31 protein-coding genes and 1 pseudogene are annotated in these 26906 nt (G+C 49.7%); 1 reads left to right on the top strand and 31 read right to left on the bottom strand.

All coding sequences use genetic code 11. The features are described 5' to 3' along the window. Positions 1-117: 117 nt before the first annotated feature. From DW251_RS06135 to DW251_RS06230, 19 genes and pseudogenes are all read right to left on the bottom strand, one after another. The gene (locus DW251_RS06135) at positions 118-870 is read right to left on the bottom strand and encodes a DUF4366 domain-containing protein (RefSeq protein WP_024724978.1); all 753 of its coding nucleotides are present in this window, start codon (positions 868-870) and stop codon (positions 118-120) included. Next, positions 860-1111, bottom strand: coding sequence for a DUF4315 family protein (locus DW251_RS06140; RefSeq protein WP_006059582.1), 252 nt, complete (start codon positions 1109-1111; stop codon positions 860-862). The genes DW251_RS06135 and DW251_RS06140 overlap by 11 nt, the downstream gene beginning before the upstream one ends. 29 nt (positions 1112-1140) lie before the next feature. Continuing rightward, positions 1141-2850: a CHAP domain-containing protein gene (locus DW251_RS06145; RefSeq protein ID WP_039864656.1), complete on the bottom strand. Its 1710-nt coding sequence runs from the start codon at positions 2848-2850 to the stop codon at positions 1141-1143. Next, on the bottom strand, positions 2843-3217 hold the full coding sequence (locus DW251_RS06150; protein WP_002569211.1) for a DUF3851 family protein: 375 nt from the start codon (positions 3215-3217) through the stop codon (positions 2843-2845). The genes DW251_RS06145 and DW251_RS06150 overlap by 8 nt, the downstream gene beginning before the upstream one ends. Positions 3218-3219: 2 nt before the next feature. Continuing rightward, complete coding sequence (locus DW251_RS06155; protein WP_118300520.1) at positions 3220-5619, bottom strand: VirB4-like conjugal transfer ATPase, CD1110 family; 2400 nt, start codon at positions 5617-5619, stop codon at positions 3220-3222. Continuing rightward, positions 5576-6031 (bottom strand): PrgI family protein, encoded by a 456-nt coding sequence (locus DW251_RS06160; RefSeq protein WP_002589059.1) that lies wholly within the window; start codon positions 6029-6031, stop codon positions 5576-5578. The genes DW251_RS06155 and DW251_RS06160 overlap by 44 nt, the downstream gene beginning before the upstream one ends. 14 nt (positions 6032-6045) lie before the next feature. Next, the gene (locus tag DW251_RS06165) at positions 6046-6591 is read right to left on the bottom strand and encodes an MT-A70 family methyltransferase (protein WP_002589060.1); all 546 of its coding nucleotides are present in this window, start codon (positions 6589-6591) and stop codon (positions 6046-6048) included. A gap of 13 nt (positions 6592-6604) precedes the next feature. Then, complete coding sequence (locus tag DW251_RS06170) at positions 6605-7474, bottom strand: VirB6/TrbL-like conjugal transfer protein, CD1112 family (protein WP_024724981.1); 870 nt, start codon at positions 7472-7474, stop codon at positions 6605-6607. 69 nt (positions 7475-7543) lie between these two features. Then, positions 7544-7630: pseudogene (locus tag DW251_RS06175) on the bottom strand (Maff2 family protein); the annotation flags it as partial. A gap of 90 nt (positions 7631-7720) precedes the next feature. Then, positions 7721-9391 carry a recombinase family protein gene (locus tag DW251_RS06180; RefSeq protein WP_118300495.1) on the bottom strand — a complete coding sequence of 557 codons (1671 nt, stop codon included), beginning with the start codon at positions 9389-9391 and terminating at the stop codon, positions 7721-7723. Then, on the bottom strand, positions 9392-9589 hold the full coding sequence (locus DW251_RS06185) for a hypothetical protein (protein ID WP_006873181.1): 198 nt from the start codon (positions 9587-9589) through the stop codon (positions 9392-9394). 241 nt (positions 9590-9830) lie between these two features. Beyond that, positions 9831-11168, bottom strand: coding sequence for a virulence-associated E family protein (locus DW251_RS06195; RefSeq protein ID WP_118300497.1), 1338 nt, complete (start codon positions 11166-11168; stop codon positions 9831-9833). Beyond that, complete coding sequence (locus DW251_RS06200) at positions 11137-11781, bottom strand: CHC2 zinc finger domain-containing protein (protein WP_118300498.1); 645 nt, start codon at positions 11779-11781, stop codon at positions 11137-11139. Before DW251_RS06200 ends, DW251_RS06195 begins: the two co-directional genes overlap by 32 nt. 65 nt (positions 11782-11846) lie before the next feature. Further along, positions 11847-13427 carry a MobQ family relaxase gene (mobQ, locus tag DW251_RS06205; RefSeq protein ID WP_118300499.1) on the bottom strand — a complete coding sequence of 527 codons (1581 nt, stop codon included), beginning with the start codon at positions 13425-13427 and terminating at the stop codon, positions 11847-11849. 182 nt (positions 13428-13609) lie between these two features. Further along, positions 13610-14014, bottom strand: a complete 405-nt coding sequence (locus tag DW251_RS06210; RefSeq protein WP_002594806.1) for a hypothetical protein — start codon at positions 14012-14014, stop codon at positions 13610-13612. A gap of 21 nt (positions 14015-14035) precedes the next feature. Next, a complete protein-coding gene (locus DW251_RS06215) occupies positions 14036-14290 on the bottom strand; it encodes a CPCC family cysteine-rich protein (protein WP_002594807.1) in 255 nt (84 codons plus the stop codon). 311 nt (positions 14291-14601) lie between these two features. Continuing rightward, positions 14602-14898 carry a DUF3847 domain-containing protein gene (locus DW251_RS06220; RefSeq protein ID WP_118300500.1) on the bottom strand — a complete coding sequence of 99 codons (297 nt, stop codon included), beginning with the start codon at positions 14896-14898 and terminating at the stop codon, positions 14602-14604. After that, positions 14891-15232 (bottom strand): DeoR family transcriptional regulator, encoded by a 342-nt coding sequence (locus DW251_RS06225; protein WP_118300501.1) that lies wholly within the window; start codon positions 15230-15232, stop codon positions 14891-14893. Before DW251_RS06225 ends, DW251_RS06220 begins: the two co-directional genes overlap by 8 nt. Then, complete coding sequence (locus DW251_RS06230; RefSeq protein ID WP_118300502.1) at positions 15229-15417, bottom strand: hypothetical protein; 189 nt, start codon at positions 15415-15417, stop codon at positions 15229-15231. The genes DW251_RS06225 and DW251_RS06230 overlap by 4 nt, the downstream gene beginning before the upstream one ends. 484 nt (positions 15418-15901) lie before the next feature. Here DW251_RS06230 and DW251_RS06235 point away from each other — a divergent pair, with 484 nt between their 5' ends. Then, positions 15902-16708 (top strand): helix-turn-helix domain-containing protein, encoded by an 807-nt coding sequence (locus DW251_RS06235; protein ID WP_118300503.1) that lies wholly within the window; start codon positions 15902-15904, stop codon positions 16706-16708. Positions 16709-16878: 170 nt separating this feature from the next. Here the strand turns inward: DW251_RS06235 and DW251_RS06240 are convergent, their stop codons facing one another. The 12 genes from DW251_RS06240 to DW251_RS06300 form a co-directional block, all read right to left on the bottom strand. Further along, a complete protein-coding gene (locus DW251_RS06240) occupies positions 16879-18258 on the bottom strand; it encodes a hypothetical protein (protein ID WP_118300504.1) in 1380 nt (459 codons plus the stop codon). A 120-nt stretch (positions 18259-18378) separates the two neighbouring features. Continuing rightward, a complete protein-coding gene (locus DW251_RS06245; RefSeq protein ID WP_118300505.1) occupies positions 18379-18756 on the bottom strand; it encodes a TnpV protein in 378 nt (125 codons plus the stop codon). Then, on the bottom strand, positions 18716-18988 hold the full coding sequence (locus DW251_RS06250; protein ID WP_009274451.1) for a helix-turn-helix domain-containing protein: 273 nt from the start codon (positions 18986-18988) through the stop codon (positions 18716-18718). Before DW251_RS06250 ends, DW251_RS06245 begins: the two co-directional genes overlap by 41 nt. Positions 18989-19267: 279 nt before the next feature. After that, on the bottom strand, positions 19268-20893 hold the full coding sequence (locus tag DW251_RS06255) for a recombinase family protein (protein WP_002594230.1): 1626 nt from the start codon (positions 20891-20893) through the stop codon (positions 19268-19270). A 127-nt stretch (positions 20894-21020) separates the two neighbouring features. Then, positions 21021-21215, bottom strand: coding sequence for a transposon-encoded TnpW family protein (locus DW251_RS06260; RefSeq protein WP_002594231.1), 195 nt, complete (start codon positions 21213-21215; stop codon positions 21021-21023). Further along, positions 21212-22066: an ATP-binding protein gene (locus DW251_RS06265; protein ID WP_002594232.1), complete on the bottom strand. Its 855-nt coding sequence runs from the start codon at positions 22064-22066 to the stop codon at positions 21212-21214. The genes DW251_RS06260 and DW251_RS06265 overlap by 4 nt, the downstream gene beginning before the upstream one ends. Next, the gene (locus DW251_RS06270) at positions 22063-22803 is read right to left on the bottom strand and encodes a replication initiator protein A (protein WP_002594233.1); all 741 of its coding nucleotides are present in this window, start codon (positions 22801-22803) and stop codon (positions 22063-22065) included. Before DW251_RS06270 ends, DW251_RS06265 begins: the two co-directional genes overlap by 4 nt. 130 nt (positions 22804-22933) lie before the next feature. Then, entirely contained in the window at positions 22934-23320 is a 387-nt protein-coding gene (locus DW251_RS06275; protein ID WP_002594234.1) for a cysteine-rich VLP domain-containing protein, read from the bottom strand. Further along, positions 23310-24935: a relaxase/mobilization nuclease domain-containing protein gene (locus DW251_RS06280; protein ID WP_002594235.1), complete on the bottom strand. Its 1626-nt coding sequence runs from the start codon at positions 24933-24935 to the stop codon at positions 23310-23312. The genes DW251_RS06275 and DW251_RS06280 overlap by 11 nt, the downstream gene beginning before the upstream one ends. After that, positions 24907-25302, bottom strand: a complete 396-nt coding sequence (locus DW251_RS06285) for a plasmid mobilization relaxosome protein MobC (RefSeq protein ID WP_002594236.1) — start codon at positions 25300-25302, stop codon at positions 24907-24909. The genes DW251_RS06280 and DW251_RS06285 overlap by 29 nt, the downstream gene beginning before the upstream one ends. A 627-nt stretch (positions 25303-25929) precedes the next feature. After that, positions 25930-26418 (bottom strand): hypothetical protein, encoded by a 489-nt coding sequence (locus DW251_RS06295; RefSeq protein ID WP_002569239.1) that lies wholly within the window; start codon positions 26416-26418, stop codon positions 25930-25932. A 213-nt stretch (positions 26419-26631) separates the two neighbouring features. Beyond that, positions 26632-26838: a hypothetical protein gene (locus DW251_RS06300; protein WP_243034889.1), complete on the bottom strand. Its 207-nt coding sequence runs from the start codon at positions 26836-26838 to the stop codon at positions 26632-26634. Positions 26839-26906 lie beyond the last annotated feature (68 nt).

Consider the following 26906-nt stretch of genomic DNA (forward strand, 5'->3'; position numbering starts at 1 on the left):
TGATTTTGGGTGTAGATTTGCAGTAAGAGAGTGAGTAGAGCAGCAGAGGACAGGAATTTCTCCCTGTCCTCTGTCCCTTATCCCGCAATGATTTGAAATATGCTACGCTCAAACGGTTCAATCTGTTCTATCACTTTCCTCATTAGGGTCAGAACCCTCAAAACCATCCTCAAGGACTTCCTCATCCTCAGTTTCCCATTCCTCGGAATCTTCCTCGCCATAATCATAATCGTCCAGACTGTCATTGCCCTTGGTCTTAGGCTTATTTTTAACGAGCTTCAAGTAGGCAAATACGCCACCGCCGCCCAGCAGAGCCAGCAGAAGGATCAGGGCAGCCGGGTTCAGTCCGGCAGGCTTCTCTTTTTCCGGCTCCGGTGTTTCTGCCGGAGGTTCCGGTGCTTTTCCCGTACATTTACTCTTATCAGTTACACAGACCGGGCAGGCCGTATTAACTGCCCCTGCTTCACATTTCTTCGTGCAGCTGCACACAGCTGGCGGCTCCTCTTTGGCATTTCCATCTTCCATCAGTGCCATCAGGTCCGCTTCATCCACCTGGTTCAGAAAGTGAACAGCAGTCTTTTTATCCTCGTTGGCCCTGTCGATCAGGATATAAAAATAGTTGCCTGCCTTGGTGGTAACGGTAATGAGCTGCTTGTTGCCACCAAAATCATCCACCAGAGCGGCGTTGCCATCCGGGGTCAGCGGAGGGGCTTTTTCCGTTTCTTCCACCACCACATTGCTGTCATTGGTGGTATCCTCTGCCGGGGGCGGAGCTGCGCCCTGGGCAAAAGCGGGAACGGTAAAGCCCAATGCCAGAACCAGCGTCAGGCAAATGGCGGAAAGTGTTCGGAGCAATCGTTTATTCCTCATAGCTGTTTTCCTCCTGTTCGTTGTTGTCATCAGCCAAACTGCCGGGAACTGTGCCTCCGGACAGCATGGCGCTCAGCTGAGCCGGGGTCATACGCAGTGCGCGCACCATCTGGACGATCTCCAGATTTTCTGCCTCGGTTTTCTGTGTCTCCAGCGCCTTGAGCTTTTCCTGATACTCTGCGATCTTCTCGCGGACCTTAGTAATCTCCTGGTCAATGCGTTCAATTTTGTTCTTTGCCATCGTCTATCACTCCTTCTAAAAAATCTCTGTTACCAGTTCATCAGGCCGTAGCCCTTGATACTCTGATAATTCAGGTCATAACTTTTGATCTTGCAGGCATCGCCGGAATTTCCCTCCACGGTATAAACACGGCTGCCATCGGTGCCGATAACAATTCCCACATGGTCTGCGGAACCATCCAGATCCCAATCGAAGAAAATGGCATCACCGGGGGCGATGTTTTCATATCCTCGTGCGCCCCACTGTCCATGAGACTGGAACCACGGAACACCCTGAGACTGACAACCAGCAAAGCGTGGTTCCGTTCGACCGGATTGACCATAGCACCATGATACAAAGCAGGCACACCATTCCACACGGGAGTCAAAGCCGTACCAGCTCCAATAAGGTTGTCCTCCCACATTGCCCACCTGACTTTTCGCCAGTTCCACCAGCTGCGGATTGCCGGGGCGGGTGCCATTGATAAATTCAACACCAGTCAAATCTTCAGAAACACCTGTATCGGGAGAACCGCCACCAAACAACAGCGGCTTATTGCCCATAGTCTGTCGGTAGACCTGGTACATCTCCATCTGCTCCGGAGTCAGTAGTTCTGGCGCAAGAGAGGCAATGGAACGGCTTGTTAAAGTTACATGGAGAATACGATATTCATATTCATGCTCATCCCCATCTTCGTCAGTGTAAGTGCGAATCTGAATTTCTTCTCTCAGCGTGAGCTGATACTGTGCATCAAACACACGCTCCAGCTCTGCCTGTGCGCTGTGGCGTGTATAGCCCTGCAAGACAGCAGAGAGAAACGCCGCAAGCTCATGGGGGTCATGGCCGATCATGCCAAGGTTATAGCGATACTCGTCATACCCTGGGTGGCTGCTTTCGATGTTGTCGATTTTCTCCTGCAACCGAGCTTCTCTGTCTGCATAATCTGCCTCCACCGCCAGCATTTCCGGGTCATCCGATGGATAGGTAGTGCCGGAAATTACAGAACCAATACTCTGTGCCATCATAGAGCAGGAGGACATGGTATTCATCAGCATACAGGCGATGAGGAAAAAAACCCCTGCCATCAGGAAGCCCTTCTTGTGGCGCATGACGAATGCCCCTGCCTGCTGTGCCTTTTCTTTTACCGTCCTTGCGGCTTTTCCGGTTTTGGACGCAGCCTGGGCGGTATTTCCGGCAGTCTGACCGGTGCGCTTGGCGACGGCATACTGCTTTTTGATACTCTGTTTTTGCTGCCAGCGGGAGAGAGGGTTGCTGGTAAACTGAGGATTTTCCCGTAGGGACTTCTGGTACAGGGCATTTACATTTGCCTTTTCCAGCTTCTGCTCGGCCTGGGCTGCTTTGCGGTACGGCTTCAGCTTGTGGCTGCGATAGCCCTCCCGCACCAGATAAGCGCTGGTCTCCACCGCCTCCTCGGACTTGTGGGCGCTTTCCACGCCCACATTGTCCTGTTCTGTTTCCCGGATCTCTTTGTGAAACTTGCCCGCGACCAGATGGACGGGAGCTTCCTTAACCCCTTGAGAAAGTTTGGAAGGTGGTTTTTTCTTGTCCTCAAAGGTCAGCTTCGAGGTCTTTTTCCCGGTGTCCGGGTCAATGACCGTCTGTCTGACTTTTTTCTTTGGAATATTGGCCTGCGCCTTATCTGCTCTGGCCGTAGCTTTCTCCGTTTTGCGGATCGGCTTTTCCAGTGCAGGGTCAGCCCGTTCCTCATCAGTAAAGCGCAGGCGCGGCTCTTTATTCAAACCAATCACCCATTAGGATAGCATCCATCATGTGGTGCAGCTCCACATAGAGGGCCAAACCTTCCGGATCATATAGCGGATGCACGGTGAGATACGCATGGACTTGCGCCAGAATCTCAGAGAGCATTGTGATAGGTCTGCACCCTACAATGGTTGCTGCACCAGGGGCACACATCATATTCGCCCAAATCGAAAAGAGACGGGCAAGACCAATTTCGCCATCCTCATTCAAGGTTTTGAGTTCTTTGTCAGCGGTACGACACTCAACAACAGCGGAGGCCATTACCGGAAGCAACATGAATTCGTGAGCCTCCAATGCCTCACGGAAAAAAATCATGGTATCAAGTTCGCAAATATTCTGTTTCATAGTTATTCATCCTCCTTTTTCAGTTCCTGGGGTTTGGTGGTCATAATGCGGTAAAGCTCAGTATTCTTCGGGAAGTGGTCAACGAAGGGCAGGATGGTGGAGCCATAGAACAGCAGGCCCTCGCCCTCACCGGAGTGGGTCACATAGCTAAGCTGGTGCGTGGAAATGCCCAGCTGCTTGGCAAGTATCTGACGGTCTCCGCCTGCCTGGTTGAGCATATACACGAAGTCGGAGTTTTCAAAGATGTTCTCTACCTCGCGGCTGCTCAAAAGGTCTTTGACATTCTGGGTGATACCTGTCGGAATACCACCCCATTTACGGAATCGCTTCCAGATTTCCACTGTATAGGCAGCGGTCTGTTCCTCCTTCAAAAGCAGGTGCATCTCGTCGATGTAGTAACGGGTGGACTTGTGGGCAGCGCGGTTGATGGTAACGCGGTTCCACACCTGATCCTGTACCACCAGCATACCGATTTTCTTGAGTTGCTTGCCCAGCTCCTTAATGTCATAGCAGACAATGCGGTTATTGATGTCCACATTGCTCTGGTGATTGAACACATTGAGGGAGCCGGTTACATAGATTTCAAGGGCCGTGGCGATATACTGGGCTTCCTTTTCCTCCTGTGCACGGAGCAGGTTATATAGGTCCTCCAGTATGGGCATATTCTCCGGGCGCGGGTCATTGAGGTAGGTCTGATAGACCAGACGCACACAACGGTCGATGATGGTTTTCTGCACCGGCTGCAATCCGTCCTTACCGCCCACGATCAGCTCACACAAGCTGAGGATAAAGTCAGACTTGAGGGACAGCGGGCTTTCATCATCCGAATAGTCCAGGTTCAGATCCATCGGATTGATGTAGTTGGTTGAGGTAGGCGAGATCTTGATGACCTGCCCATGCAGACGCTCAACAAGAGGTGCGTACTCCGCTTCCGGGTCACAGATGATAACATCATCATTGGTAAGCAAAAAGCAGTTGGCGATTTCTCGTTTTGCGCTGAAGGACTTACCGGAACCCGGCGTACCCAAAATCAAGCCGTTGGGGTTTTTCAGCAGCTTTCTATCCACCATGATGAGGTTGTTGGACAGGGCATTGATGCCGTAGTACAGGGCTTCCTTGCCGTTCTGGAATAATTCCTGTGTGGTGAATGGTACAAAGATAGCCGTAGAACTGGTGGTCAGCCCTCGCTGAATCTCGATCTGATTGAGTCCCAGGGGCAGACAGCTCATCAGCCCTTCTTCCTGCTGGAAGTCCAGTCTGGTCAGCTGGCAGTTATACTTCTGGGCAATAGAGCCTGCCTGAAAGATGTTGTTGCCAAGCTGACGGGGGGTGTCCGCTGTGTTCAGCACCAAAAAGGAGACCAGGAACATTCTCTCGTTTCGGCTCTGCAAATCCTGCAACAGCTTTTTCGCTTCGCTGCCGTAGGTGGCAAGGTCAGAAGGAATGATGTCCATGTCGTATCCGGCGCGGACTGCTTTTTTCTGTTCCTCAATCTTACTGCGGTCCAGATCGGTAATCTTACGCTTTACCGTTTTGATGGCTTTCACCTGATCCACCGACTGAATGTGCATACTCACAATGAGCGAGCTTTCCATATCCAGAAAATCAGCCAGCAGACGGTCATTCAGCTCTGGGGCTAAAATCTGCAAAAAAGAAACAGCCCCGTATTTCTTGCCCATACGGAACTGCTTGCCGGTGCGGAACTCAAAGGAGCTTGGTGCAATAAAATCTTTCGTGGACAGGCCGGAAGGAGCCAGCCAGTCCCATTCAAACTGAAACGGGAGCTGTTCATCCATGTGGAATACCGCATGAAGCTGGGAAAGCCTTTCCTTACCGTCCAATGTTCTGGCGGCTACACCAAGACGCTTGAAGTTATTGAGTATATCGGTCTCAATACGCTCCAGACGGGGCTTGGCGGCTTTGATGCTGTCAGCGTTGATACCAAAGGTCAGGTATTTGGTCTTGATGAGACCGTTGTTGCCTCTGACCAGCTGATTTTGCAGCATCGTGGTATATTCCTCACGGATACTGTCAAAGGCATCCCCCTGGGGCGGAATGGAAATGGAGTTGGCAAAGGTCTCCTCCGATGCCGCAAGGTTCAAAAAAGACAGCTGGAAGTGAATCGAGCTGTCGAAATAATTGAGGAAATCACACCAGCCCTCAAAGATCGCGGTCTTATCTTCATTTTGGGAGAGCTGATAGTTGATGTCCTGAAACTGAATGGTCTTTGTGTAGTGGCTGTCCGATACGCGGCAGATCCCGTCCGGCCACATTCGTTCATAGGGGATACTGTCCTGTGCCGATTTTCCTTTTTTGTCCGTGCGGTTGGCGCGGGCAATGGCCGCTTCGATCTGCTTCTTATCGGCGCGGGACAGCTTTTTCTTTGTCTTTACCGGATGCACGGTCTTTTCTTCCGGTTTTCCCAGCAGACGGCGCAGCCAGCTTTTCATTGCGGTGAACAATGTCATACACCTCCTTATCGAGCATTTCCTGCCGCTTTAATACGGCATAAAAGTTATTGGTCTGGTAGGGACGCTGCTTGGGACGGATCACAGCTACTTTGAGGATGTTGCCGACGATCTTTTCCAGGGGCTGTCCATGCTTTTCATACATTGCCAGCAGGAAGAAGGGCATCATGACCAGCATCATACACATGGCAGCCATGCTGTTTCCCGCAGGCTCACGGAGCCACAAGAACAGCGGTACACCTACAAGCGCCCCGGCGGTAAAGCAGACCAGCTGCCTTCGTGTCAGATTGAACATGACCTTGGTTTTGACTTTGGTTAAATCTTTGGGTACGGGTACATAAGCCATATTATCCACCTCCTTTATGGGAATGAAATAGAGCTGTCCACTTCATTTCCCCACACATCCCAACCGGGTGTGGATTGACGAGCAAACAGTTCTATGCGCGGGAGATCACCCATCAATGAGACAATGCGTTCTCTGGCTTCCTGCGGTTTTTTTGAATGTTCTTCAATGTGAGAGACAATGACCTGATGAACAGCTGCGTTTATACGCTTGGGATGTCCTTTCGTTGCGAGGATACAAAGTTCCACATTGGAGCGCGTCCAATATCCCATTCCCCAGAACAAGCTATCTGCCTTTCGATTTTGCTTTACCCAAACAAAGCCGACGGTTTTATAGGTAAATCCCCATGCCTTCAGAACTGAGAGACCTTCCAGTAAACATGGAATCGTGACCCATAAAAACAAGGCACAGTCTTTATCCGCCAAGTTGCCTACTGGCAGCGCACAAATATCCTCGATACTCATGGTCGGATAGTGACTTTCTGCACTGCGTCCCAATCCTTTCTTGGAATATACTTTGTAGTTCCATGGCGGGTCTGCGTAAATGATTTGATATTTTTTCATACAGAACCCTCCTTTAGTGCGCCTGAAAGACTGATTTTGCGAGACTGCCGGTTTTGAACAGCGTAAAGCACAGCAGTACGGTGTAGCCCACGCAGCTCCAGATTGCCATGATGATGTCATCTTCCAGAGCGATGTTCTGCACCAGCACAGCATAAATTGCCACGCAGACGATAATGAGAAACGCCTGAAAGCCCAGCGCCAGCAGGGATCGGAGGTAGTTCTGTCCCATACCGCCCCATTCTTTACCCATCATTGCAGCCATTGGAACGGGAGCCACCGAAGTCACAAGGTAGATTTCGATCATACGGCCATAAATAACGATAAAGATACAGATATATAACGCCCACATAGTAATGCCAATAAAGAGGGATTGGAACCACAGTCCGAACAGCGGTCCCAGATCCATTTCCATCAGCCTCGGTTCCAGATCGGTCATAACTGAGGAAATGTCAATGGACGCATCCGAATTGATAACCCCTGCCGCCTGCGCTACTACGCTCTGCGCCATATCAAAGACGCCCATCACGATATTCCATGTATTTGTGACAATGAGGATGGCAGCGGCTGATTTGAACACCCACTTGAAAATCATCCAGGTGTCCACATCATGCAGGTTGTTCTTGTCTGCGATCATCTGGATCAGGTCTACGGTCATCACGATAGCCAGGATCACGCCTGCAATCGGCACCATGATGGAGTTGGACAGATTCTCAATCATGCTGAAAATACTGCCATTCCATCCCTGTGGGGTCTGGCCTACCTGTACGGATATATCCGCGACCTGCTGGTTTACACTGTCAAACATCCCCGAAAGGTTGCTCATAATGCCGCCCACCAGCATTTCTTTCAGCCAATTTGTCAGGGCTTCAAGTAAGAAATCCATACGGTGTCAACCTCCTTTCCGCCGCCCCCGCAAAACTGCGGGAGCGGCAAGGATTTCATACGGAGACGCTTAGACAGAGAAAAGCCCGGAGAGCAGAGGTACAAGGACCATGCCTACCACGGCTACACCAGCACCGGCCATGAGCTGTTTTATCCCCAATTAGGTGTAAAACTCTGCTCGATGGCGGGCGGCGGCGTACAAAAAATCTATATGGTGTTTTTAAGAGAACCGTCCCGGCGGGACAGGTCAGGCAGTGACCTGTTCCACCTCCGGGATGGGTTTGAGATTAAAATGAATTTCGATAGAAATGTGTCTTGTTTTATCTTCGTCAATGCGTTCATGCACAACGATTTCTTTGATTAAGCGGTTAAGGGTGGCTGCGTCCAGCTCTGTGATGTTGGCATATTCCTGAATGGCTTCCACCCATTGTTTTGCGTCATTGGCAAGCTGGACTTCATCGGACAGCCGCTTTCTGCCCTCGGACACCTTTGCTTTAAGCTCCGTCTGCTCGGTCTGTGCCTTTTCCAGCATTGTGTTGAAATTCTGCTCACTGATACGCCCTGCAATCATATCCTCATAAAGCCGCATGACCATTTTGTCCAGAACCTCAATCCGTTCCTCGTCCCTTGTAAGGGAGCGTTCCATTGCTTCCCGCTGTTCCCGCTGCTCGGTTTCACAGGTATTGGTCAGGCGGTCGGCAACCGCTTCCCCGTCCATCAGGGCAGCTCTGGCACATTCCCTGATTTTCCGCAGCACATGGCTGCAAAGGGTGTCATAGTCAATCCGGTGCTGGGTGCAGTGGTTCTTTCCAAAGGCATTGTAGGTCTTGCAGGAATAAATCTGCTGGGGATGTTTTGCGTTTGTGTAGCGTATCGTCAGCGACTTCCCACACCCGCCGCATTTTATCAGTCCGGCAAACAGGCTGATTTCATTGGTCTGCCCCGGACGCTGGCGGGATTTCAGCTTGTTCTGCACAATGTCAAAGCTCATGCGGTCAATCAGCGGTTCATGCTGTCCCTCCACCACAATCCAGTCCTCCGGCTTCTTTTCTCCGATCGTGCCGATTTTGAAACGGTAGTCTTTTTTCTGGGAAGCAATCGCCCCGGTGTAGACGGGATTCATCAAGAGGTCTTTGATAACGGAGAAGTCCCACATATACCGTCCGTTTTCCGGGTCTTTCTTTTCCCATTTGGTGCGGGTATTGCGAAGCCCCCGTTCCCGGTTCCACCATGTGGGGCAGGGGATTTTTTCTTCCTCCAGCCGTCTGCGGATATAGTTCGGACCATGACCGTTTAGGGCATATCCGAAAATCAGCCGCACAATCGGGGCGGTTTCCTCGTCAATGAGCAGATGGTTTTTGTCCTCCGGGTCTTTCCGATACCCAAACGGGGCAAGACACCCGGTAAACTGTCCTTTCTGCGCTTTCAGAAGATAAGAGGAATGGACTTTCTTGGAAATATCCTTGCTGTACATCTCGTTCAGGATATTCTTGAACGGGGCAATATCGTTGTTATCCCGCAGGGTGTCGATACCGTCATTCATGGCGATATAGCGGACACCGTTTCTTGGGAAAAAGTCCTCAATCAAATGCCCGGTTTGCAGATAGTTCCGCCCCAGTCGGCTGAGGTCTTTCGTGATGACAAGGTTGATTTGCCTGCGCTCAATGGCTCTCAACATTCTCTGTAAATCAGGACGCTCCATATTAAGACCTGTGAAGCCATCGTCCTGATAGACTGCCACAACCTCCCATCCCTGCTTTTCGCAGTATTTTTCCAGCATATCCCGCTGGTTGGCGATACTGGCACTTTCGCCTTGCAGGTCATCGTCCTTTGACAGCCTGCAATAGACCGCCGCACGATAGCCCCCGGCAAGTGCCGAACCGATTGTTCTGTATTCCATTTCGTTCATCATAGCCATTTACCCACACAATCCAGACGGTATCTGGCTCTTTTGAACCTCATCTTCATTATACTTCAAATCTTTCTTTTTAGCAAGATATTCTTTTGAATTTGTCTTTCCATATTTCTGGGAAATCAGGCTGACGAACACATCGGTTGCGTCAAGCTCCCCGTCAAACACAGTAGTCACATGAATCTCTGTTTTGTTTTTTGCCATAGGCAGTTATCCTCCATACATGAAAATAGCCAGACAGAGGGAGTCGGCAACGAAGTCCGGCAACGGGCTTCAAAAGACCTTGCAAACAATCTCAATCTGGCGATGATTACTATTTATACTTTTCTTTTATTTTTCTGTTGTTTTGGTTGTTATAAGGGAGAAAAGTCCGCAGTTATGGGATTTTCCCCGGCAACCGGCTCGGCAACGGGATAGCAACAGGGGGTGCAACGGGCTGCCATTTTCAGAATGGAAGTTCCATCTGTTCTGTGACCTCCACAAAACCGTCCGTCGTTTTTTCAGACGGGTTGCCGGAGTCCGTTGCCGGGTTTTCACGCTCCCAGCCCTTTTGTCTGCCATATTCTGAAAACATTCTTGGGTTCGGGAAGTACCGCCAGCGGTCAATGCACTGGTTCATAATCTCGTTGATTTCCCGGATTTCCCATTGTTTCGGCTCGTCAAAGGCATGGTTCAAGGCTTCCTTGTAGAGCTGCTTGGAGCAGACCATGCTCCCGGTGTACTTATCAAGATACGCCTGTATCATCCCGGCTTTGGTGTCCTCCGGCATAAAATCCCGCTGGTGTTCTTTGAGATACCGCTGCATGGCGGGGCTGAAAGCCAGCTTGAACCTGCCGCTTCGGTAAATCTCCATCGCTTCTGCCCACATCTGCTCGATATAGGCTCTGGAAGCAGCTTCATCCTCCAAAATGTGAACCTCGGCTTGCTCCGGGTACACCATGACGGGGATAAAGCGGCGATTGCCGGAACGGTCAAGGGGAAGAAAATCAAGAGCATTGGAAGTGCCGCCAAACACGCACTGACGTGGGCGGTCTGCCGGGTGGGTTTCATAGGGTATCTTGTAAACCTCTTTCTGCCGGCTTAAAAACGACTTGATTTCCTCAATGCTCTTGGCGTTTGCGGTTGCCATCATTTCCGACATTTCGATCATCCAGTGACCTTGCAGCTTGCGGTACACATTGTCATCGTCCAGCTTCCGCAAATCATCGGAGAACCACTCGTCCCGGACTGCCAGCAGACGGAAGAAGGTGGACTTGCCAGCCCCCTGACCGCCTACCAGACAGAGCATGATTTCAAATTTGCATCCCGGCTGAAAGGCTCGTGAGATTGCACCCAGCAAGAACAGCTTCAATGCTTCATAGGTGTAATCGTCTGCGTCAGCCCCCAGAAAGTGCCGCAGGCAGAAACGGATTCGCTCTGTCCCGTCCCACACCAGGGAACTTAAATAGTCCCGGATGGGATGGTACTTGTTTTCATTCGCCACAATCCCGATAGCGTTATCAATCTTTTTCTCATTGGTAAGCCCGTAAGTTTCTTCCAGATAAAGAAGCAGATACTTCATGTCCGTATCGTTTAAGGCGGTGCTTTCCCTGTGGAAGCCGATGGGCCTTATGATGTCCTTGCGGTCGGTCAGGATGTTGTATGCGATAGCCCCGGAAAGCAGAGGGTCACGCTGGAATACGGTCAGGCAGTTCCGTATGCTCTGGCGGACACCGCCTTTCTCGGTGGTTTCCAGCCCCGCCTTGATTTCCTCAATGCTCTGGGGCGGCTGCATGGCGTTCATGGTGTTTTTTAGTTCTTGCTGCGTCTGCGGCTGCAAGCTCTGCCATTCGCTGTTCAAGCTGTATCACATCCTTTCCGTAGTCCGTAATCAAAGCCGCTTTTTCCTCTGTCTCCCCGAACAGAAGCACATCCAGCAGATATTCCACTTGGTCATGCTTCTGTAAGGCTTCCACAAACCGGGGATGAAAGGCTTCCTCCGGGGAGTGCGGGGCATATTCCTTTCTCCATGACCGAAGCAGATGGAGATAATCGGCAAGGATACGGAAGCAGCGGTTCTTTGCTTCCTGAAACTGTTCCTCCGGGGATTTCTGCCGGGGCTTGGGCTTTTTTGCCTTTCCCGGCGGCTTCCAATCCTCATAGGAAAGCCCGAAGTCCTGTGCCAGCTGTACGGCGGCTTCTTTCTTTCCCAGCCCATACAGGGCGGCGGCAAAATCAATCACATCCCCATCCGCACCGCAGCCGAAGCAGTGGTAACGCCGATCCAGCTTCATGCTTGGGGTTTTATCGTTATGGAACGGGCAGCAAGCCATCCCGTTCCGGCCTACACGGATTCCATAATTCTCCGCAGCCTGTCTTGTTGTGACGGACTGCTTCACAGCTTCAAATACATTCAAATCTATCCCTCCTTGAAAAAAAGAAAAGCACCTGACATTCTCAATCTGAAAATGGCAAGTGCCTGTTAAAGTTCCATATCCTGTTGTTTGTGTTTTGTCTGCACCGGGGCAGTTCTTTGTGCTTTTTTCTCGTCAGCCTTATCCTGCAAGACTTCTTTGATAGGCTGTTTCTTGGGCGGCTCTTTGCTTTCTTCTGTGCCGGGGGTGGCTTTCCGTACCCAGTAGCGAATGTCCCGCAGCTTCTTCAAATCCTCCTGTACCTCGGTCAGCGGTGTTTTCAGGGCTGCAATTTCTTCCAGAAGCGTTTCCTTCTCCTCTTGCAGCTCCTTTTGGGTGCTGTCCTTATCGTCCGGGTGCTTGGCAAGGTAGGCGGCGGCTTTCGCATACCGGGCAACCTCCTGGTGTTCCTGTTTGAATTTCTCCTTTGTTTTCTTGAAAAATATCTTCTGGTACTTCTCATAGACAGGCTTACATTCCTTGCAGTCTGTCCGGCTGGCAAGAATCCCGTCAATCACTTTGCTGCGGGCTTCCTTTGGCTTCATCTGACTGCGGTAATCTGCGGCTGATTTCCCGGAAGATTCCAGAAATACTTCTAAGTCCTCCACAGTAGAAAGCCCCTTTTGACGGAGATAGGACAGGGCTTCGCTGACTGCCTTTAAGTCCTGTGAAGTCCCCCGGTTCTGTCCAGCCCTCGTCCAGTCCTTCCGTTCTTCCTTTCGTATCTCCATATACTTCATCAGCAGATTGGGAAGAAGTGTCGCTTCCTCCGCCGCTTTTTGTGCAAGCAGCTCCTTCCGTTTTTCTCCCAGCTCGGTAATCCAGCCTTTGAGGTTTTGGATAAGCTGCCGGATGGACTTCATTAGGCGGTTGGCAGCTTTGATTTCCCGGTTCAGGTTGCCGATATTTGTCTGGATACCACGCTTTTCCATCTGCTGGACAGCAGCCCCCTCATGGACAGCAGGGATAATATCAAGCCCCTGTCTGGCATAGGAACGCAAGTCCACACGCTCCGGACGGTCATTGGCTTCCAGATAGCGGTTCTGGATGACCTCCCATTCATGCCGCCAGATTTCACAATATTTCTGGTCGTTCCAGTCCACCGTATCCTCCTTGTGGCTTTTCCACCTGCCAGATGGCAGCTTTATCCGTTCCCCATTCTCGTCAAGGTCATAAACCTTGCGGCTCTTGGGAAGCCATTTCCCATGCTCATCCATTGCCCGCATAGTCAGCAGGACATGGGCGTGGGGATTGTGTCCCGGCGGATGGGGGTCATGGATTGCAAAATCAGCAATCATGCCTTTGGAAACAAACTGCTGTTCACAAAACTCCCGGACAAGGACAGCGTACTGGTCGGGCGGTATCTCTCTGGGAATGGTAAGCACCCACCGCCTCGCAAGCTGGGAGTTCCATTGTTTTTCCACCGCTTCGGCGGCGTTCCATAAAGTATTGCGGTCTGCATACTCCGGCGGGGCATTTGCCGGAAGCAGGATTTCATTGTGGACGATACCACGCTTTTCCGGGTAGTGCTTCACTTGCTGGTCATATTCACAGAACAGTTTTTCGCCGCTTTGGTAAGCAGCGGCGGCAACCGCAGACTGTCGCTGGCTGCGCTGAACAATCGTGATTTCGTTGTGTGGGCAGGGCATTTCGTGTCCCTCCTTTCGGTAATTGGTGGATGGGGTGGCGTTTTACCACCTCATTTTGGCAGAAAAAAAGCAGGAGACCTTTTTCAGATTTCCTGCTCGGTGTGCCGCTGTGAAGGCGGCGGATATTTAGCTGTAAAAGTTCGGGACAAGTTGACCCGATGGGTAGATGGTACACTTAAAAATTATGGTTCTCTTGTCATTAGCTCATTAGCATAATGATTAAGAGCTTCACAAGGTTCATATTTGCATTTATAACCAATACCGTCAATTATAATAAATGGATTGTATGCTATAATCTCCACTTGAGAACCATCTGCCAAAGACAGAGTGAAAATAACTGCTTGTCCGGCATATTCTGTATATGAGTTGTCCTTATTGTAAATAACTACCTCATTGAGATATGATACTAATTCCTCTGTTTCTACTATCTGAATTGTTGTATCAGGTGGCGATAACCGAACACTTGCCGAAGTAATATCTGCTGCCTCTAAATCTTTGAATGGTCTATGAGCAGAAAACAAAAGAAAGCTAATACCTATACCGATTAAACATATCAGTGCAATTAACAAAAACTTTTTATGCTTCATTTGATTCTCCTTTACACACTACTATGAAATTTCTTTTTCATCATCTCTTGGTAGTCGGACATAACACACCATTTCTTTTTCACAAGCTCCGAATGTTGAGAAATTTAATTTTGCTTCTTTTAGTGTTATTCCATGATTAGAGTCGCTTGGTTCGTTATCAGAAGCAATGAACGGGTCATTCTCCCAAAAACAAACGGGACAGATATACCCACAATCTTCATTTGCCGGAACATTATAGGTAAAATATCCGCAGCAAGGACATTGGTATTTTTTCATATAAACCTCCCGTTTAAGCCTTGACCTCAAATTCCTGATTTATTTCTGACTTTATTATACTGCATCGCCTATCGAAAAGATATCGTATTTTATGAAACTTGTCGCCTGGGAACAGCTTGCAACGCAAGGTGTCCCCAGACGGCAAGTCCACAAAAGGGTAGCTGGCGGCAGCCAGCGCAGGGGAAGCGTAGCGTCTCCTGTATGATTTGGAGCAGACCATGACTGCGGAAAATCACAGCCCTCCGGCGAGGAGCCTTCGGAGAACGCAATGCACCGACCTCTGGGTGGTGTATAATTGCGCCCTTAGTAAACTAAGGGGTTTCCGGCTTCTCCCGTTCCAACAGTTTTTTCAATAGTTCCTGCGTGTCCTGCCTGTGAAAAATGAGTTTCAACAACAGCATGACATCATCATCTGTCAGGCGTTCCGGCTCTTGCAGAAAACTTTCCAGCATACCGCCACGAGTACAGAGCCGGTGTGTCCGTTCCTTTCGGGTAAGCTGCTTCAACTGGTGCTGCAATGCCTTTTCATCATTGATGGCTTTTCGCAGCTTCTTTTCACACTTTTCCAACTCCCGGTTGAGATTTTCCAGCTTTGAGGTATCAGGCAAGGGCAGCGTCCTCCTTTCCCGGTATCAGCACATAAATCCTGTTTGGTTCTCCAACGCCCTGACGCACCCGCATGATAAGTCCGGCGGTTTCCAGTTCATTCAGAGAACGCTTGACCGTCATGGGACTGCGGGACAGGACTGCGGCAATGGCTGTGACAGGGAAGCAGACAAACAGGATTCCGTTCTCGTCCTCTTGCCCTTTGGATAGCATAGCGTCCAGCATCCGGCAGTACATGACCTTTGCGGTGCTGCTGACTGGAAATCCTGTCAACGCTCTGGGAAATGGCATACATGGCGGCAATGGTGTGTCTATCATCATAAATTCAAAATTCATTCTGTGTGTTCCTCCTTTTTCTTTGCTCGTTTGGATAAGTAACGGGGGCAGTCAACCACAACCGCCCGGAAGCTCTGCTTGCACCCATGCTGGCATTTCCGGCACAATTCGTTGTAAGTGACACGCCCCCGGCCATTGAGGTAAAAGGAAAGCTCATGCTTCCTCTTTTTGCTCATTCTCGACATATTGCGCTTCCTCCCGTTTTAGTGTATGGTTTCGGGGCGATTTTCGGCAAAATTACGGTTATAGAGCCGCTTAAAATCTCCCGAAGTATCAGCGATAGAGTAGACTGTCCCCCTATCAGATTGTCGTGTTTCGGTATCATTTCGGTGTCAGTTCGCCAGTTCTCCCCGGTGTCGTTCCTCCCCTGAATCTCACAGCGGCGTATCGCTCCCTTTGGTATGCTCGTTTCGGTCAGGGTTCCTCCACATCCCTGCCAAAAGTCATGGCACTACATCGCCGGGGAAGCATATCCCACACAGGCTGGTCATTCGATTGGAATAATCCATCGATGAACTACCTGTATCATAGAACATTTTTGTGCCCTGTGCCGTATGTCCACAAAGTAGGAATTCGGGGTAAAAATCAGAAATTTCCACGATTGCGGAATTGATATGGTATAATCAATTCAACGGTTATAAATGTCGTTAGAAAGGGGGAGCTGCTTCAATGAACGGAGCTACTACAATACAGGAACGGCTAAAAGATTTACGATTAAACAAAGGATTAAAACTGGAAGAACTGGCAGAGCAAACAGGTATTTCAAAATCAGCTCTTGGAAATTATGAAAAAGATGATTTTAAAGAAATCAACCATGGTAATCTTATCCTGCTGGCAGATTTTTATGGGGTGTCCCTCGATTATCTCTTTTGCCGGACAGAGAACATGGTGGAGATCAACACGCCATTAAGGGAGCTGCATTTGAGTGATGAGATGGTAGCACTTCTGAAAAGCGGTCGGATTAACAACCGTCTGCTCTGCGAACTTGCCACCCATAAGGACTTTATCAAGTTTCTTGCGGATATTGAGATTTATGTGGATGGGATTGCCACCATGCAGATTCAGAACCTCAACGCCCTTGTCGATACCGTCCGGCATGAAATCATTGAACGGTATCGCCCCGGCGAAGATGACCCCCATTTGAAAGTGCTGCAAGCCGCACATATCAGCGATGATGAATATTTCAGTCACATGGTACGGGATGATCTCAACCTTATTATCCGGGATATTCGGGAAAACCACAAAAAGGACAGTGAGAGTGCGCCCCAGACCACCGTTGCCGATGAACTGAAAGAAAATCTGGAAGCGGTCGAAAACTTCAAGGGCAGCCGGGATGAAAAGCTCGTTGTCCTTTACTGCAAGCAGCTTGGTATCAACTATAAAAATCTGTCAGATGAAGAATTTCGCTGGCTAATTCGGATTCTCAAAAAGTCAAAGAAAATGGGAACGCCTATCAGCCAGAGGAAAAAACGGTAAAGAAAAACCGCTGTTGCATGGTTTGTTGGCTTCCATGTAGCAGCGGTTTTTGCTGGGATTATTCAGTTGAATTTTTAGAACGACAAACTTGAAATTGTATGTTATTCAATCCAAAGCTTCATATAATCGCCCTCTTGATATACTCGTTTGCCTGCTTCTTCTTTTTTCAATTACTTCAGTATCTGATAGCTCATCATAAAAAGAATAACCATCAGACCTAAAAATATCTTGACCAGTTTCTGATACATCGTTGTTGCCGGACTTATGAGTGGGTTCCAGGTTTCCTCTGTGCCAGGCATATTGTTTTTATTGCTCCAATTTTCTCCAGTTATCTTCTGGGCATAGAGACGGTTGGATGCATAAGAGAGCATTTCCTTAGCGGCTTCTGCCTCGTGTTCTGACAATTCAAAGGTTCTGCCATCTGCGAAAGAGAGCATTTTCCATTTGCCTGCTTTCTTTCTCGGAGAGGCCCATCCGCTGATGTCTGTGAGAAGCGGAAGATAGTAAACACCGGCGGCGTCCTGTTCGTCAATGATAAAATGATGAGTGACCGTGAACGATCTGTTGCTGGAAACTGGCTGCATGAGAAAATATTCCGTACAGAAAAGCTCTCTGATCTGCTTGCGCTGTCCCCATGCATCGAAGCAGGAAAGTGTCCGCATGACCGGACCAATGGCGATAAGAACGACAAACACTGCGCCTGTCAGCAGCAAAAAGACTGCGTATATCATAATCGACGAGTAATCACTGAAAGGCGATGCCGCTTCCCGAAGCATCACTCCACAAAGCGGAATCACCAACGCAGCTTCCAGCAGGGAAATCCCACGAAAAATGGCATTCTGGCAAAACAGATAATAAAAGCTGACAAAGGTATCAGCATTCTGCCCACTATGGTAGCGAAGCGGAATTCGCATAAGCAAAAGTTCAGACAAAAGGCCGACAAGCAGCACCACTTCCTTGCATACAAGGATATAAATTCCATACATCCATATATAGAGCCAGGTTCTGCGGGAGCCATAAAGGGCCAGTAAATCTCCAGCCTCCGCATTTTCCAGAACACTATTCAGGATATTTTCCCCGAAAAACAGGTGATAACCGATGCCCAATATCAGTATGATCCATGCAATATAATCAGGAATGCAGGACAGCACCCAGCGTTTGCGGCTGCCGTGTTCATGCCTCCTTTGTCGTAAGAGCCCGATTCCCCATAGAATCGGATAAAGAAATACAATAAGAAGCAGCGCAAGATTCGTTTGTGGCTGTATTGCCGTTATAAGCAGGCTCAGGCGTTTGGCCTGTGAAGCTATGCTCTGCAGATTCGGTACATGCGCAAAAATTGATAGCATCGACACGAAAATTACTGCAAAGACTCCTGGTATCGCCATCAGACTGAATGTTTCCGCTTTTGACTTGCGCTTCACCAGATTATATAGGTCGTTAAGATACAGACCTGCATTCAGATAAAGAAGTATCATTGTAAGCCAAAAGTCTGGTAAATAATCGGCATCCGCCGTATATAATCGAAAGAAATCCAAGAACGCCTCTATCATTTTCACTCTTCTCCCTATTGAGATTTATCCTGTTTATTCTTACGGAAACACCCTTGTTCATAGTCATTAAAAATGTCTCCTTTACAAATTCTAATTTGACATAATCATTCTACCATACCGTTATGCATAAATCATCTCATGCAAAATAATTTCTTCTGCCCGATTGTGGATATTATTGCACTGCCGCACCCATTCCATTTGACGGGTACGCTTCAAGTCCTCGGTCACGCCCTCGGCAGCTTTCATTTGCTCCATGATAGTGTCTAACCGTTCCTGTGCCTGTTCGTTCAGGTCTGCAAGATATGTCCATAGCTCTCCGGTCAATATCAATGTGTTCAATCTGGCTGGGTGGACTTCTCTCAAATATTCCCGGTGCATCCGTCCATACTTTCCAATGAGGCGGTGTTCCTCGGGCAGTTTCAAATCCGGGATATAGTAATCTCCGACAAGGATATAATCAATTCCGTTTTCCGTTATTCTTGGTTTCAATTCGCTCATGCTCCTTACCTCCTGTGGAAGCAGGCTCGTCTGATACTAACTCAATCACATCGGTAATCTCACAATTCAGCGTTTCGCAGATACGGGCTAATGTGTCCATACTGATGTGCTTTCCCTCTTTGCTCATGTTGGCAATCATATTTGTTGTCATACCGGCGGCAAGCCTTAAATCTTCTTTTCTCATATCACGCTCTAACAGTGTGTGCCAGAGTGGTTTATAGCTGATGTGCATATTGTTTTCCTGCCTTTCTATCCATACCACCGGGGCGGCTGCCCCGGCAGGAACTTTTCTCTTATTATAGCACCAATCTTGTGAAATCACAATTTATTCTTGTGGACTGCCGCTGATACCGTCTGGATTGTGCTTTTCCTTTCTTTTTGTTCCCTTTAATTAGCCATGAACTGCTTCATGCCCTGGCTCTTTGCTTATGTGTGATAAAGAAGTAATAGAAGTGTAAAAAATTTTGCCGTTCCTATCCGGCACATGAGGTATGTCGGATAGGTCGGGCGGTTAGGTGTCGGGCAGTTCTACCTTGCCGACAAAAGAATAATAGATTTCGATTTCCTGTCTGCGTAACTTGCCCCGGCGTTTCCCGTCAAGGGCAACGCTTTCATGGACAACGATTTTCTCCACAAACTCCCGCAGCAGAGTAGGGGTAAGTTCTTCAATGGTAGTGTGCCTGCGTACCACATTCATAAACTTTTCAGCGTTTGCGGTGGCTTCCTGCGCTTTGGAAAGTTCTTCCCGCAGTCTGGCGGCACGTTCTTTCAGTTCTTTCTGCTCGGCTTCATAGTCTGCCGACAGCTCTGTGAAACGCTCGTCCGATATGCGCCCGGTTACGCTGTCCTCATACAGCCGCTTGAAGATAGCAGATAACTCGGCTATGCGTTTCTCGGCGGCTTCCAGCTCCTTTTTCTTGGCGGCGTTCCTGCGTCTGTCCCCGTCCTCATTCTGCTCGATTAAAAGCTTCATAAACCGGGCTTCATGCTTTGCCGCATAGCTGGTAACTTTCCGCAGATTGGAGAGTACGCCAGCGGTCAAGAGGTCAGTGCGGATAAAGTGCGCTGTGCAGTCGGCGGTGCGTTTCTTGTAGCTTCCGCAGATATAACAGTCCTGCTTGCGCTTGTCCGTCTGGTATCGCTGCTGGTACATGACGCTGCCGCAGTCGGCACAAAAGAGTATGCCGGAGAACAAGCCCACTTCGTCATAACGGTTGGGGCGTTTGCGCTGCTTGCGTAACTCCTGCACCCGTTCCCACGTTTCCCGGTCAATGATAGGCTCATGGTGGTTCTCAAAAACCGCCTGCTTTTCCGGGGGATTTTCTATGCTGTGTTTCAGCTTGTAGGACGGCTTCTCGGTCTTAAAGTTTACCAGACAGCCCGTATATTCCCGGTTTTCCAGCAGATGAACCACGGTATTGGTCGCCCACTTGCACTCATAGCCGGGGTGGTAGCGGCGGGTGCTGCCCGTCCTGCGGTATTCCAGCGTCCCCGGCGTGGGGATTTGCTGCTCGGTCAGCATACGGGCTATCTTGGTCGGACCGTTCCCGGCAAGGCAAAGGCTGTAAATCTGCCGTACCACCGGGGCGGCTTCCTCGTCAATGATAAAGTTTTCGTCCTCGTCCATGAGGTAGCCATAGACGGGCTTGCTTGTGATGGGCTTTCCGCTCATGCCCTTAGAGCGTTTTACTGCCTTGATTTTCTTGCTCGTATCTCTCACCAGCCATTCGTTAAAAATGTTCCGCAGCGGGGCAAAATCATTTTCCCCCTGTGCGCTGTCCACTCCGTCATTGATAGCGATGAAGCGGACACCTTTCTGTGGGAAAATCATTTCTGTGTACATTCCCACCTGTAAGTAGTTTCGCCCTAACCTCGACATATCCTTGACGATAACTGTCCCGACTTTCCCTGCTTCAATGTCTGCAAGCATGGCTTGAAATCCGGGTCTTTGAAAGTTCGCACCGGAATAACCGTCGTCGGTGTACCAGCGCAGATTAGAAAATCCATTCTGTTTGGCATAGGTTTCCAAAATCCTCTTTTGGTTGGAAATGGAATTGCTCTCGCCTTGCAGCTCGTCCTCATGGGACAGTCTTGGGTAAAGGGCGGTAATGAGTTGCTGGGTGGTCTGTCTTAACATAAATTCCTCCGTTTCCGACAGCCAGCCCCACTATTCCGTACCTTGATTGTACCACATGGGGCGGCTGTCTGTATAGCGGCAAAAGCGTCAAATCTGCTTCTTTACGGTCGGTAAAAATGACGGTTTTTCAATCAGGCTTATCACAGGTCAAATATCCGGCGGCGGCTTCTGCTTCCAGCACTTTCATCATCTTGTCAGCGGCGGTGTCGGTCGCCCCCTCCTTGAAAAAGCCAGACACCACAAGGATTGTGTTGCCTATCCTCGTTTCGGTCACGCAGTCCGGGCGGCGGGCAGGGCGTTTGTTTCTCTGGGTGTCGGTCATAGGCAAATCTCCTTTCCGGCAAGCAGCCGTTTCAGCTGTTCCATTTTTCCCTGTGCGGCGGCTTTCCTCAAATTCTCCCCGGTAAAGCAGAGAGGGGAACACATTTCAAGCAGGCGGTCATAAATCCGGGCGTGGGCGGTGTCCTCCGGGTGCTGCAATTCCTCCAGCGTGAGGTTGGTCGTCACAATCAGCGGCTTCCTGCTCCGGTAGCGGCTGTCAATCACATTGTAGACCTGTTCCAGACCGTATTCTGTGCCACGCTCCATTCCAAAATCGTCAATGATGAGCAGGGGGAAGCTGCAAAGGCGGGAAATATATTCGTTCCTGCCCGCAAAGCTGGCGGCAAGGTCGTTTAATATTGCTGCAAAGTTTGTCATGCACACCGGGACTTCCTGCTCCATGAGGGCGTTTGCAATACACCCGGCAAAATAGCTTTTCCCAGTGCCTACCCTGCCCCACAAGAGCAGCCCGTAGTTCCCGTCCTTTATCTGTTCCCAGCGTGCCACATATCCGGCGGCGTTCTTCATCTGCGGGCAGCTGCCGTTATCGTTGGCAAATGTCCAGTCCTGCATGGTCTTGTCTGTAAAGCCCTGCCGTTTCAGCCGTTCCACCGTTTCAAGGTGGCTGCGCCGCTTCTCGGCGGCTTCCCGTTCCTTACGGGCTGCCCGCTGGCAGTCGCACTCTGACGGGTGGCGGTCACGCCCGAAAAAGGTCTTGCCCTCCGGGAAATAGGCTTCTTTGGGTTTCCGGCATTTGCCGCAGTATAAAAGCCCGTCCTCCCCGGTGTAATCCTCCGGCTCGGCTGTGGTGTCGGTCATAGGCAGTATGGTGTTGTGGATTGTATCGGTCATAGGCTTTCTCCCTCCTTGAATGAATAGTCCGGTATGCCTTTCTTTGGCTTCTCTTTGGCAGCGTCCTCCTGCGCCCACTTGTAAATGGTGGCTGCATGGCTCTGGTACTGCTTCCCGGTGGAAGCGATGTGGCAGGAAAGGCGGTCAAGGTAATACTCCCACTTGCCGGGGAAGTCCTGTTCCAGCTCCAAAAGTTCTGTGTCAGAAAGAAATACATTTTTATATCTGCCATAAGCGGCGGGGGGCTGCCCCTCACTCGCTCCTTTTGTTTGGCTCTCTATTAGGTTGTTTATATTAGTTTGGTTAGGGGACGGTTTTCCGACCGTCATAAGGTCAGTTTTCCGGCTGTCAGTTGGTCGGTTTCCCGCCCTTATGAGGGGCGGTTTTCCGTCCGTCAGTTGGTCGGAAAACTGTACCACTGGGATAGGCGGCACTTTCACATACAGACGGTTGGCGGCAGAAAAGCCCGTCCGTCTGCGTTCCAGCAGCCCGGCAGCGTCCAGTTCGTTCAGTGCGCCCTTTATGGTGGTGCAGCCTTTATCCAGCATTTCCGCTATCTCTGCTATGGGGTAGACAATGTATGTCCGTCCCTCGCTGTCCTGCCAGCCGTTCTTCTGCGAAAGGGTGGAACGGTCTAACAGCAGCGCATATAACTCTCTTGCGGTGTGGGATAGGTCTGTTTCCAGCAGGAAACGGGGGTAAGGCAGGTAAGCGGGCAGCTCCGTTCCTGCGGTCATATAATCAGCGATAGGGTTCACCTCCTTGTGGTGTCTGTCTGTGGGTTCTGTTACGCTTTTAGGGGGCGTTTTTAAGGGAAAAGGATAAATGTATCACGCACCCTTTGACACCCTCCAAAAAAGCCTTGATTTATGCGGGTTTGAAATGCCCTAAAGCGTGACATTTCTCCCTTTGTTTCCGCTTCCGTTTGGCGGCGTTTATCCGCTTCATGCGTCCGGCGCAGTCCGGGCAGTATTTCCCCCGGTTGGATTTTGGGAAGAAGAACGCCCCGCAGACAGCGCAGCGTTTCCGGCTTCCCCGGCGCAAGAGGGCGGCTTCCAGTGCTTCATCAAGGGGCAGGACAGCGGCGGTAAACCAGCGGCAGAGCAGCGAATAGCTGATACTCTGTACACACACGCAAGGCTCGCCGTCCTCCAACAGCAGGCAGTTCCCGCTGTCATAGTTGCAGCACTCATGCACAAGGCGGCGGGCTGCCCGGTACTGGCGGTAGTCCATGCGGGGGATATTACCGTTCATGGCTCTGCTCCTTTCTGCGCTGCGGCTCGCTCCGGCGTAAAATCTGGTCGATATTGCCCTTGACAGTCTGCAAGCGGCGGTACTCCTCCCGTTTTGCCCGGTAATCGTTGTAGCCGCTGTTTTTCTCTTTGATAAGGCTTTCAATCTCTGCTTGCAGGGATTTATAGCTCGGCAGCTTGGAAATGCCGTTCTCCCTGAAATAGCGGGCGGCTGCGTCTGCTATGATAAAGTCACTTTCATGCTTCTGACGGTAGGCTGCTTTTGCTTTGGCGTTTTTCTGCTGTTTCAGCCCGTCCCGGACAGGGCGGGTCTTGGAATAGGCAAGCACCTGCCGTTGCAGCTCCTTTTTCCCGTTCAGCGTCTTTTCCACCTGCTTCAACCACGCAAGGCTTTCCTGCATGGCGGCATAGGCGGCAGAACAGGCTTCGTCCAGTTCCTCCGGGGAGGAAAAGCCGTACTGCTGATAGGCGGTAACGGTAGCTGCCATTTGCTTTAGGTTGTGCTTTGCCGCCCAGCGGTCATAGCCCACGCCCTTGCCCTCGGCTCGCTTGGCTTCCCGGTCAACCATGCGCTGCAAGGTGTTGTCTGCCGGGGTGGTTTTTGCAGCTTTTTCCCCTTGTAACGGCTTTTTAACTGCGGCAGGGTATTCGGGTATGGCTTTGGTCTGTTCGGCAGCTCTGTGGGCGTTCTGCGTGAGCAGGGCAAGGACAGCAGCCTTGTCAAAATCGTCCCCCAGCTTTCGGGCTGTGATAGGCTTTGTCCTGTCCGGCGTGAGGTAGGAAAGCCGCCCCCGGCTCTCCTTGACGGTCACACCCTCCCGCAGCAAAAGGGAAGAAAACTCGTCAAAGCTGCCAGCTTGGGAAAGTGCCTGCCGTATCGTCCGGCGCAGCTTCGCCTTGTCCGTTTCAAACTTGGTGGGCTTGGTCGGCTGTCCGGCGGCTTCTCTGGCGGCGTTCTCTTTGTCAAGGGCAAGCTGCCCTTTCTTTGCCGCCCAGTATTCCCGTTCGGTTATCCGTTCCTTGCTGCCGTTCAAGAGGTCGATTTGGTAAAGCCCCTCCCGGTGGCACATTTCCATGACTTCGCTCTTGAAATATTCCATAGCGGCGTTGGTGCAGCGGTGCTTGCAGCCCTCCAGCGTGTCGGCTGGTCTGTCCATGTAGGGCAGAAGCGGGACTTCGTAAATCCGCAGGGAGTTGATGACGATATGCACATGGATATTCCCGCTGTGGTTATGCCCGTCCGGGTGGGTGCAGATTAGGGCTTGGTGTCCGGGGAAATGCTCCTTGCAGAACTGCTCGCCCAGCTCCTGCGCCCGGTCTACGGTCAAGCCGTTGTCTGTCCCGTCCCGTGGGTCAAAGCTGATGATATAGTGGTGGCTTTTCACATCTTCCCGTTTTTGGTTTTTCTCATAGCGGAGATTGGCTCGCATACAGGCAACAGCGAAATCCTCGCCCCCGCAGTTGAGGGAAGAAATGCGGTAATCCTCCCTCGGTATCAGCCGCCCGTTTTCATCAAGGGTGGCTTTCATGGTAAACTCGTCATGCTCAAATGTGAGATAGGCTTCCGCTGCGCCATAGTCGGCGTTTTTAGAGCTGATATGTTTGAATGTTGCCAACAGCGTCACCCACTTTCTGCAAGACTTCAAACTTTAGGGCAGCAAGGTCGGAAACCGCCGCCCGTACCTCCCCGGCAAGCTGCGGATAGGGACTGTGCCACTCGTTCAGCGTCCGGGCTATCTGGTTTAAGTTGCCGCCGATCCTCCCGTATTCGGCGGTCAGCTTCCCGACAGCGGCAAGCAGCTCGTCATTGATGGGGGAAACGGTTATGATGGGGCGTATGGCTGCCCCGGTTATGGCTTGCCGGATAAACTCGGCTTGGCTCATGTGGTAAGCAGAAAGCCGCTGGGCAAACTCGGCGTATTCTTCCTCGGTCATGCGTGTTTTGACTACCCGGCTGCGGTGCGGCGTGTTGTATCGTTTCATAGGTGGTTGACCTCCTTTCTGTGCGTGGTGTCCTCTCACTAATAGGAGAAAAACAGGGTGTGAAGCGGAACTGTTTTTGAAAAATCCGAAAAATATTTTGAGGGGTTTTTCAGCGGCGCAAGCCGCATAAGCAGGGTTTGGGGAAGGCACTCCCCAACAAGATTCCCGCAGGGGCAAAATGAGCGATAAGCGAATTTTGGCACCTCGGTAGAATCTTGCTCTAAGAAACTGCCGGCCTGCCGTTCACTTGCTACTGCCACTTTTTCAGAAAATCTATAACCAGCTTTTTTTATAAAAGGCTGCGGGCTGGCGTTTTTCCCTTACTCCCTACAAACCACAAAAGAGCAGAATGGACGGACTTTCCGGCAAGAACTTTTCCGGCGGCTCGGTCTTTCCCGACAATAAGGCGTTTCGGAAGCTGCGTTTTGCCCGCTGTCTGAAAAAAATGGCAGCCTTTTTTGGTTTCACTGTCTAATACGGAACTTTTGGAAATTTGCCAAAAATGGACGCAAAAAAAGCAGCAAATCTTTTTCGGATTTACTGCTTCATGTGCCGCTGCGGTGCGGCGGGATGGATATTCAGTTGAAATAAAAGAGGATGGTGGTACTTTAGTCTATCGACTCTTTACTAACTATTAGGTAATCTTGAAAGATTTTCCTTGAATTTATCTAAAGAATGTTCATTGTTTCCCGCAAAAATAAGTGGAATTGTATATTCATATGATATGCCATTTTCATAGTCCGATAATTGTATTTTTATAGTATCATCCCTCTCATCTTTAGGTGCTATATATATGAATGAATTTTTATTTATATCAGATATTTTCCCTTTTTCAGAAGAAACAGTATAACCCCAGTCTGTTAAATTTGTCTTTATTGTAACTTCTGTTTCTGTTTCTTTTCTAGTCTGCAATGCTGTTTTATCGATTTGGATATCAAAAGGAGTCGAACCTAACAATTCACTGTTTATATTTACAAGTTCTTCTCCATTTGTTTTAGAAATATTAGATTCATCTTCATAATTTTGTTGAGATTCATCTTTTGGTGTTTCTCTGTTACATCCTAATAAAAAGCATAAAATAATTAGTACTAATACAGAAAGTTGTTTTTTTTGCATTTATTTCTCCTTTCATATTATCAAAGAAAGCACTGAGAGTACTTTCAAGAAATTTTGAAATATTCTCAATGCTTTCTATTTTTTGATCATAAACTTGCCGGTAATGATACTATGTTAATTTATCTCTTTCGCGTAACCTTTGTTGCAATATACACATGCACCATTCACCCATTTGTGAGACATTTCAATCGTCTCAACTTCATAAATGCTTACTTATCCACAAATTAAACATTGTTTGTAATTATATACATGACGTGTCGCACATTTATCCCAGTCATCATATATACCAGGCATTTCATCTTCATATCCATAGTACTGGGGAGAACCCCAACTATGAGTATGAGCGGCAAATACAGTCATTGGAGCAGCTACAATTCCAGCTACTACTGAAAGTGCTAAAATAGATTTTCTTAAATTCATAAGTTCCTCCCTTTCCTTAAAAATACATAGCTCTTTGTTACATTGTCATTTTAACATAATAATTGGTA

Origin of the sequence: Clostridium sp. AM22-11AC (genome assembly GCF_003473545.1) — a bacterium.
Lineage (GTDB): Bacteria > Bacillota > Clostridia > Lachnospirales > Lachnospiraceae > Enterocloster.

Bases quoted from the DNA above. Each gene is read 5' to 3' on its own strand.
- DW251_RS06215 (WP_002594807.1), bottom strand. From the start codon at position 14,290: ATGAAAAAATACCAATGTCCTTGCTGCGGATATTTTACCTATAATGTT.
- DW251_RS06235 (WP_118300503.1), top strand. From the start codon at position 15,902: ATGAACGGAGCTACTACAATACAGGAACGGCTAAAAGATTTACGATTA.
- DW251_RS06295 (WP_002569239.1), bottom strand. From the start codon at position 26,418: ATGCAAAAAAAACAACTTTCTGTATTAGTACTAATTATTTTATGCTTT.
- DW251_RS06195 (WP_118300497.1), bottom strand. From the start codon at position 11,168: ATGAACGCCATGCAGCCGCCCCAGAGCATTGAGGAAATCAAGGCGGGG.
- DW251_RS06270 (WP_002594233.1), bottom strand. From the start codon at position 22,803: ATGACCGCAGGAACGGAGCTGCCCGCTTACCTGCCTTACCCCCGTTTC.
- DW251_RS06275 (WP_002594234.1), bottom strand. From the start codon at position 23,320: ATGAACGGTAATATCCCCCGCATGGACTACCGCCAGTACCGGGCAGCC.
- DW251_RS06240 (WP_118300504.1), bottom strand. From the start codon at position 18,258: ATGATAGAGGCGTTCTTGGATTTCTTTCGATTATATACGGCGGATGCC.
- DW251_RS06225 (WP_118300501.1), bottom strand. From the start codon at position 15,232: ATGAATTTTGAATTTATGATGATAGACACACCATTGCCGCCATGTATG.
- DW251_RS06230 (WP_118300502.1), bottom strand. From the start codon at position 15,417: ATGTCGAGAATGAGCAAAAAGAGGAAGCATGAGCTTTCCTTTTACCTC.
- DW251_RS06150 (WP_002569211.1), bottom strand. From the start codon at position 3,217: ATGAAACAGAATATTTGCGAACTTGATACCATGATTTTTTTCCGTGAG.
- mobQ (WP_118300499.1), bottom strand. From the start codon at position 13,427: ATGCCCTGCCCACACAACGAAATCACGATTGTTCAGCGCAGCCAGCGA.
- DW251_RS06180 (WP_118300495.1), bottom strand. From the start codon at position 9,391: ATGGCTATGATGAACGAAATGGAATACAGAACAATCGGTTCGGCACTT.
- DW251_RS06245 (WP_118300505.1), bottom strand. From the start codon at position 18,756: ATGAGCGAATTGAAACCAAGAATAACGGAAAACGGAATTGATTATATC.
- DW251_RS06255 (WP_002594230.1), bottom strand. From the start codon at position 20,893: ATGTTAAGACAGACCACCCAGCAACTCATTACCGCCCTTTACCCAAGA.
- DW251_RS06160 (WP_002589059.1), bottom strand. From the start codon at position 6,031: ATGGCTTATGTACCCGTACCCAAAGATTTAACCAAAGTCAAAACCAAG.
- DW251_RS06165 (WP_002589060.1), bottom strand. From the start codon at position 6,591: ATGAAAAAATATCAAATCATTTACGCAGACCCGCCATGGAACTACAAA.
- DW251_RS06210 (WP_002594806.1), bottom strand. From the start codon at position 14,014: ATGAAGCATAAAAAGTTTTTGTTAATTGCACTGATATGTTTAATCGGT.
- DW251_RS06260 (WP_002594231.1), bottom strand. From the start codon at position 21,215: ATGACCGACACCCAGAGAAACAAACGCCCTGCCCGCCGCCCGGACTGC.
- DW251_RS06265 (WP_002594232.1), bottom strand. From the start codon at position 22,066: ATGACCGATACAATCCACAACACCATACTGCCTATGACCGACACCACA.
- DW251_RS06170 (WP_024724981.1), bottom strand. From the start codon at position 7,474: ATGGATTTCTTACTTGAAGCCCTGACAAATTGGCTGAAAGAAATGCTG.
- DW251_RS06185 (WP_006873181.1), bottom strand. From the start codon at position 9,589: ATGGCAAAAAACAAAACAGAGATTCATGTGACTACTGTGTTTGACGGG.
- DW251_RS06300 (WP_243034889.1), bottom strand. From the start codon at position 26,838: ATGAATTTAAGAAAATCTATTTTAGCACTTTCAGTAGTAGCTGGAATT.
- DW251_RS06250 (WP_009274451.1), bottom strand. From the start codon at position 18,988: ATGCACATCAGCTATAAACCACTCTGGCACACACTGTTAGAGCGTGAT.
- DW251_RS06285 (WP_002594236.1), bottom strand. From the start codon at position 25,302: ATGAAACGATACAACACGCCGCACCGCAGCCGGGTAGTCAAAACACGC.
- DW251_RS06140 (WP_006059582.1), bottom strand. From the start codon at position 1,111: ATGGCAAAGAACAAAATTGAACGCATTGACCAGGAGATTACTAAGGTC.
- DW251_RS06135 (WP_024724978.1), bottom strand. From the start codon at position 870: ATGAGGAATAAACGATTGCTCCGAACACTTTCCGCCATTTGCCTGACG.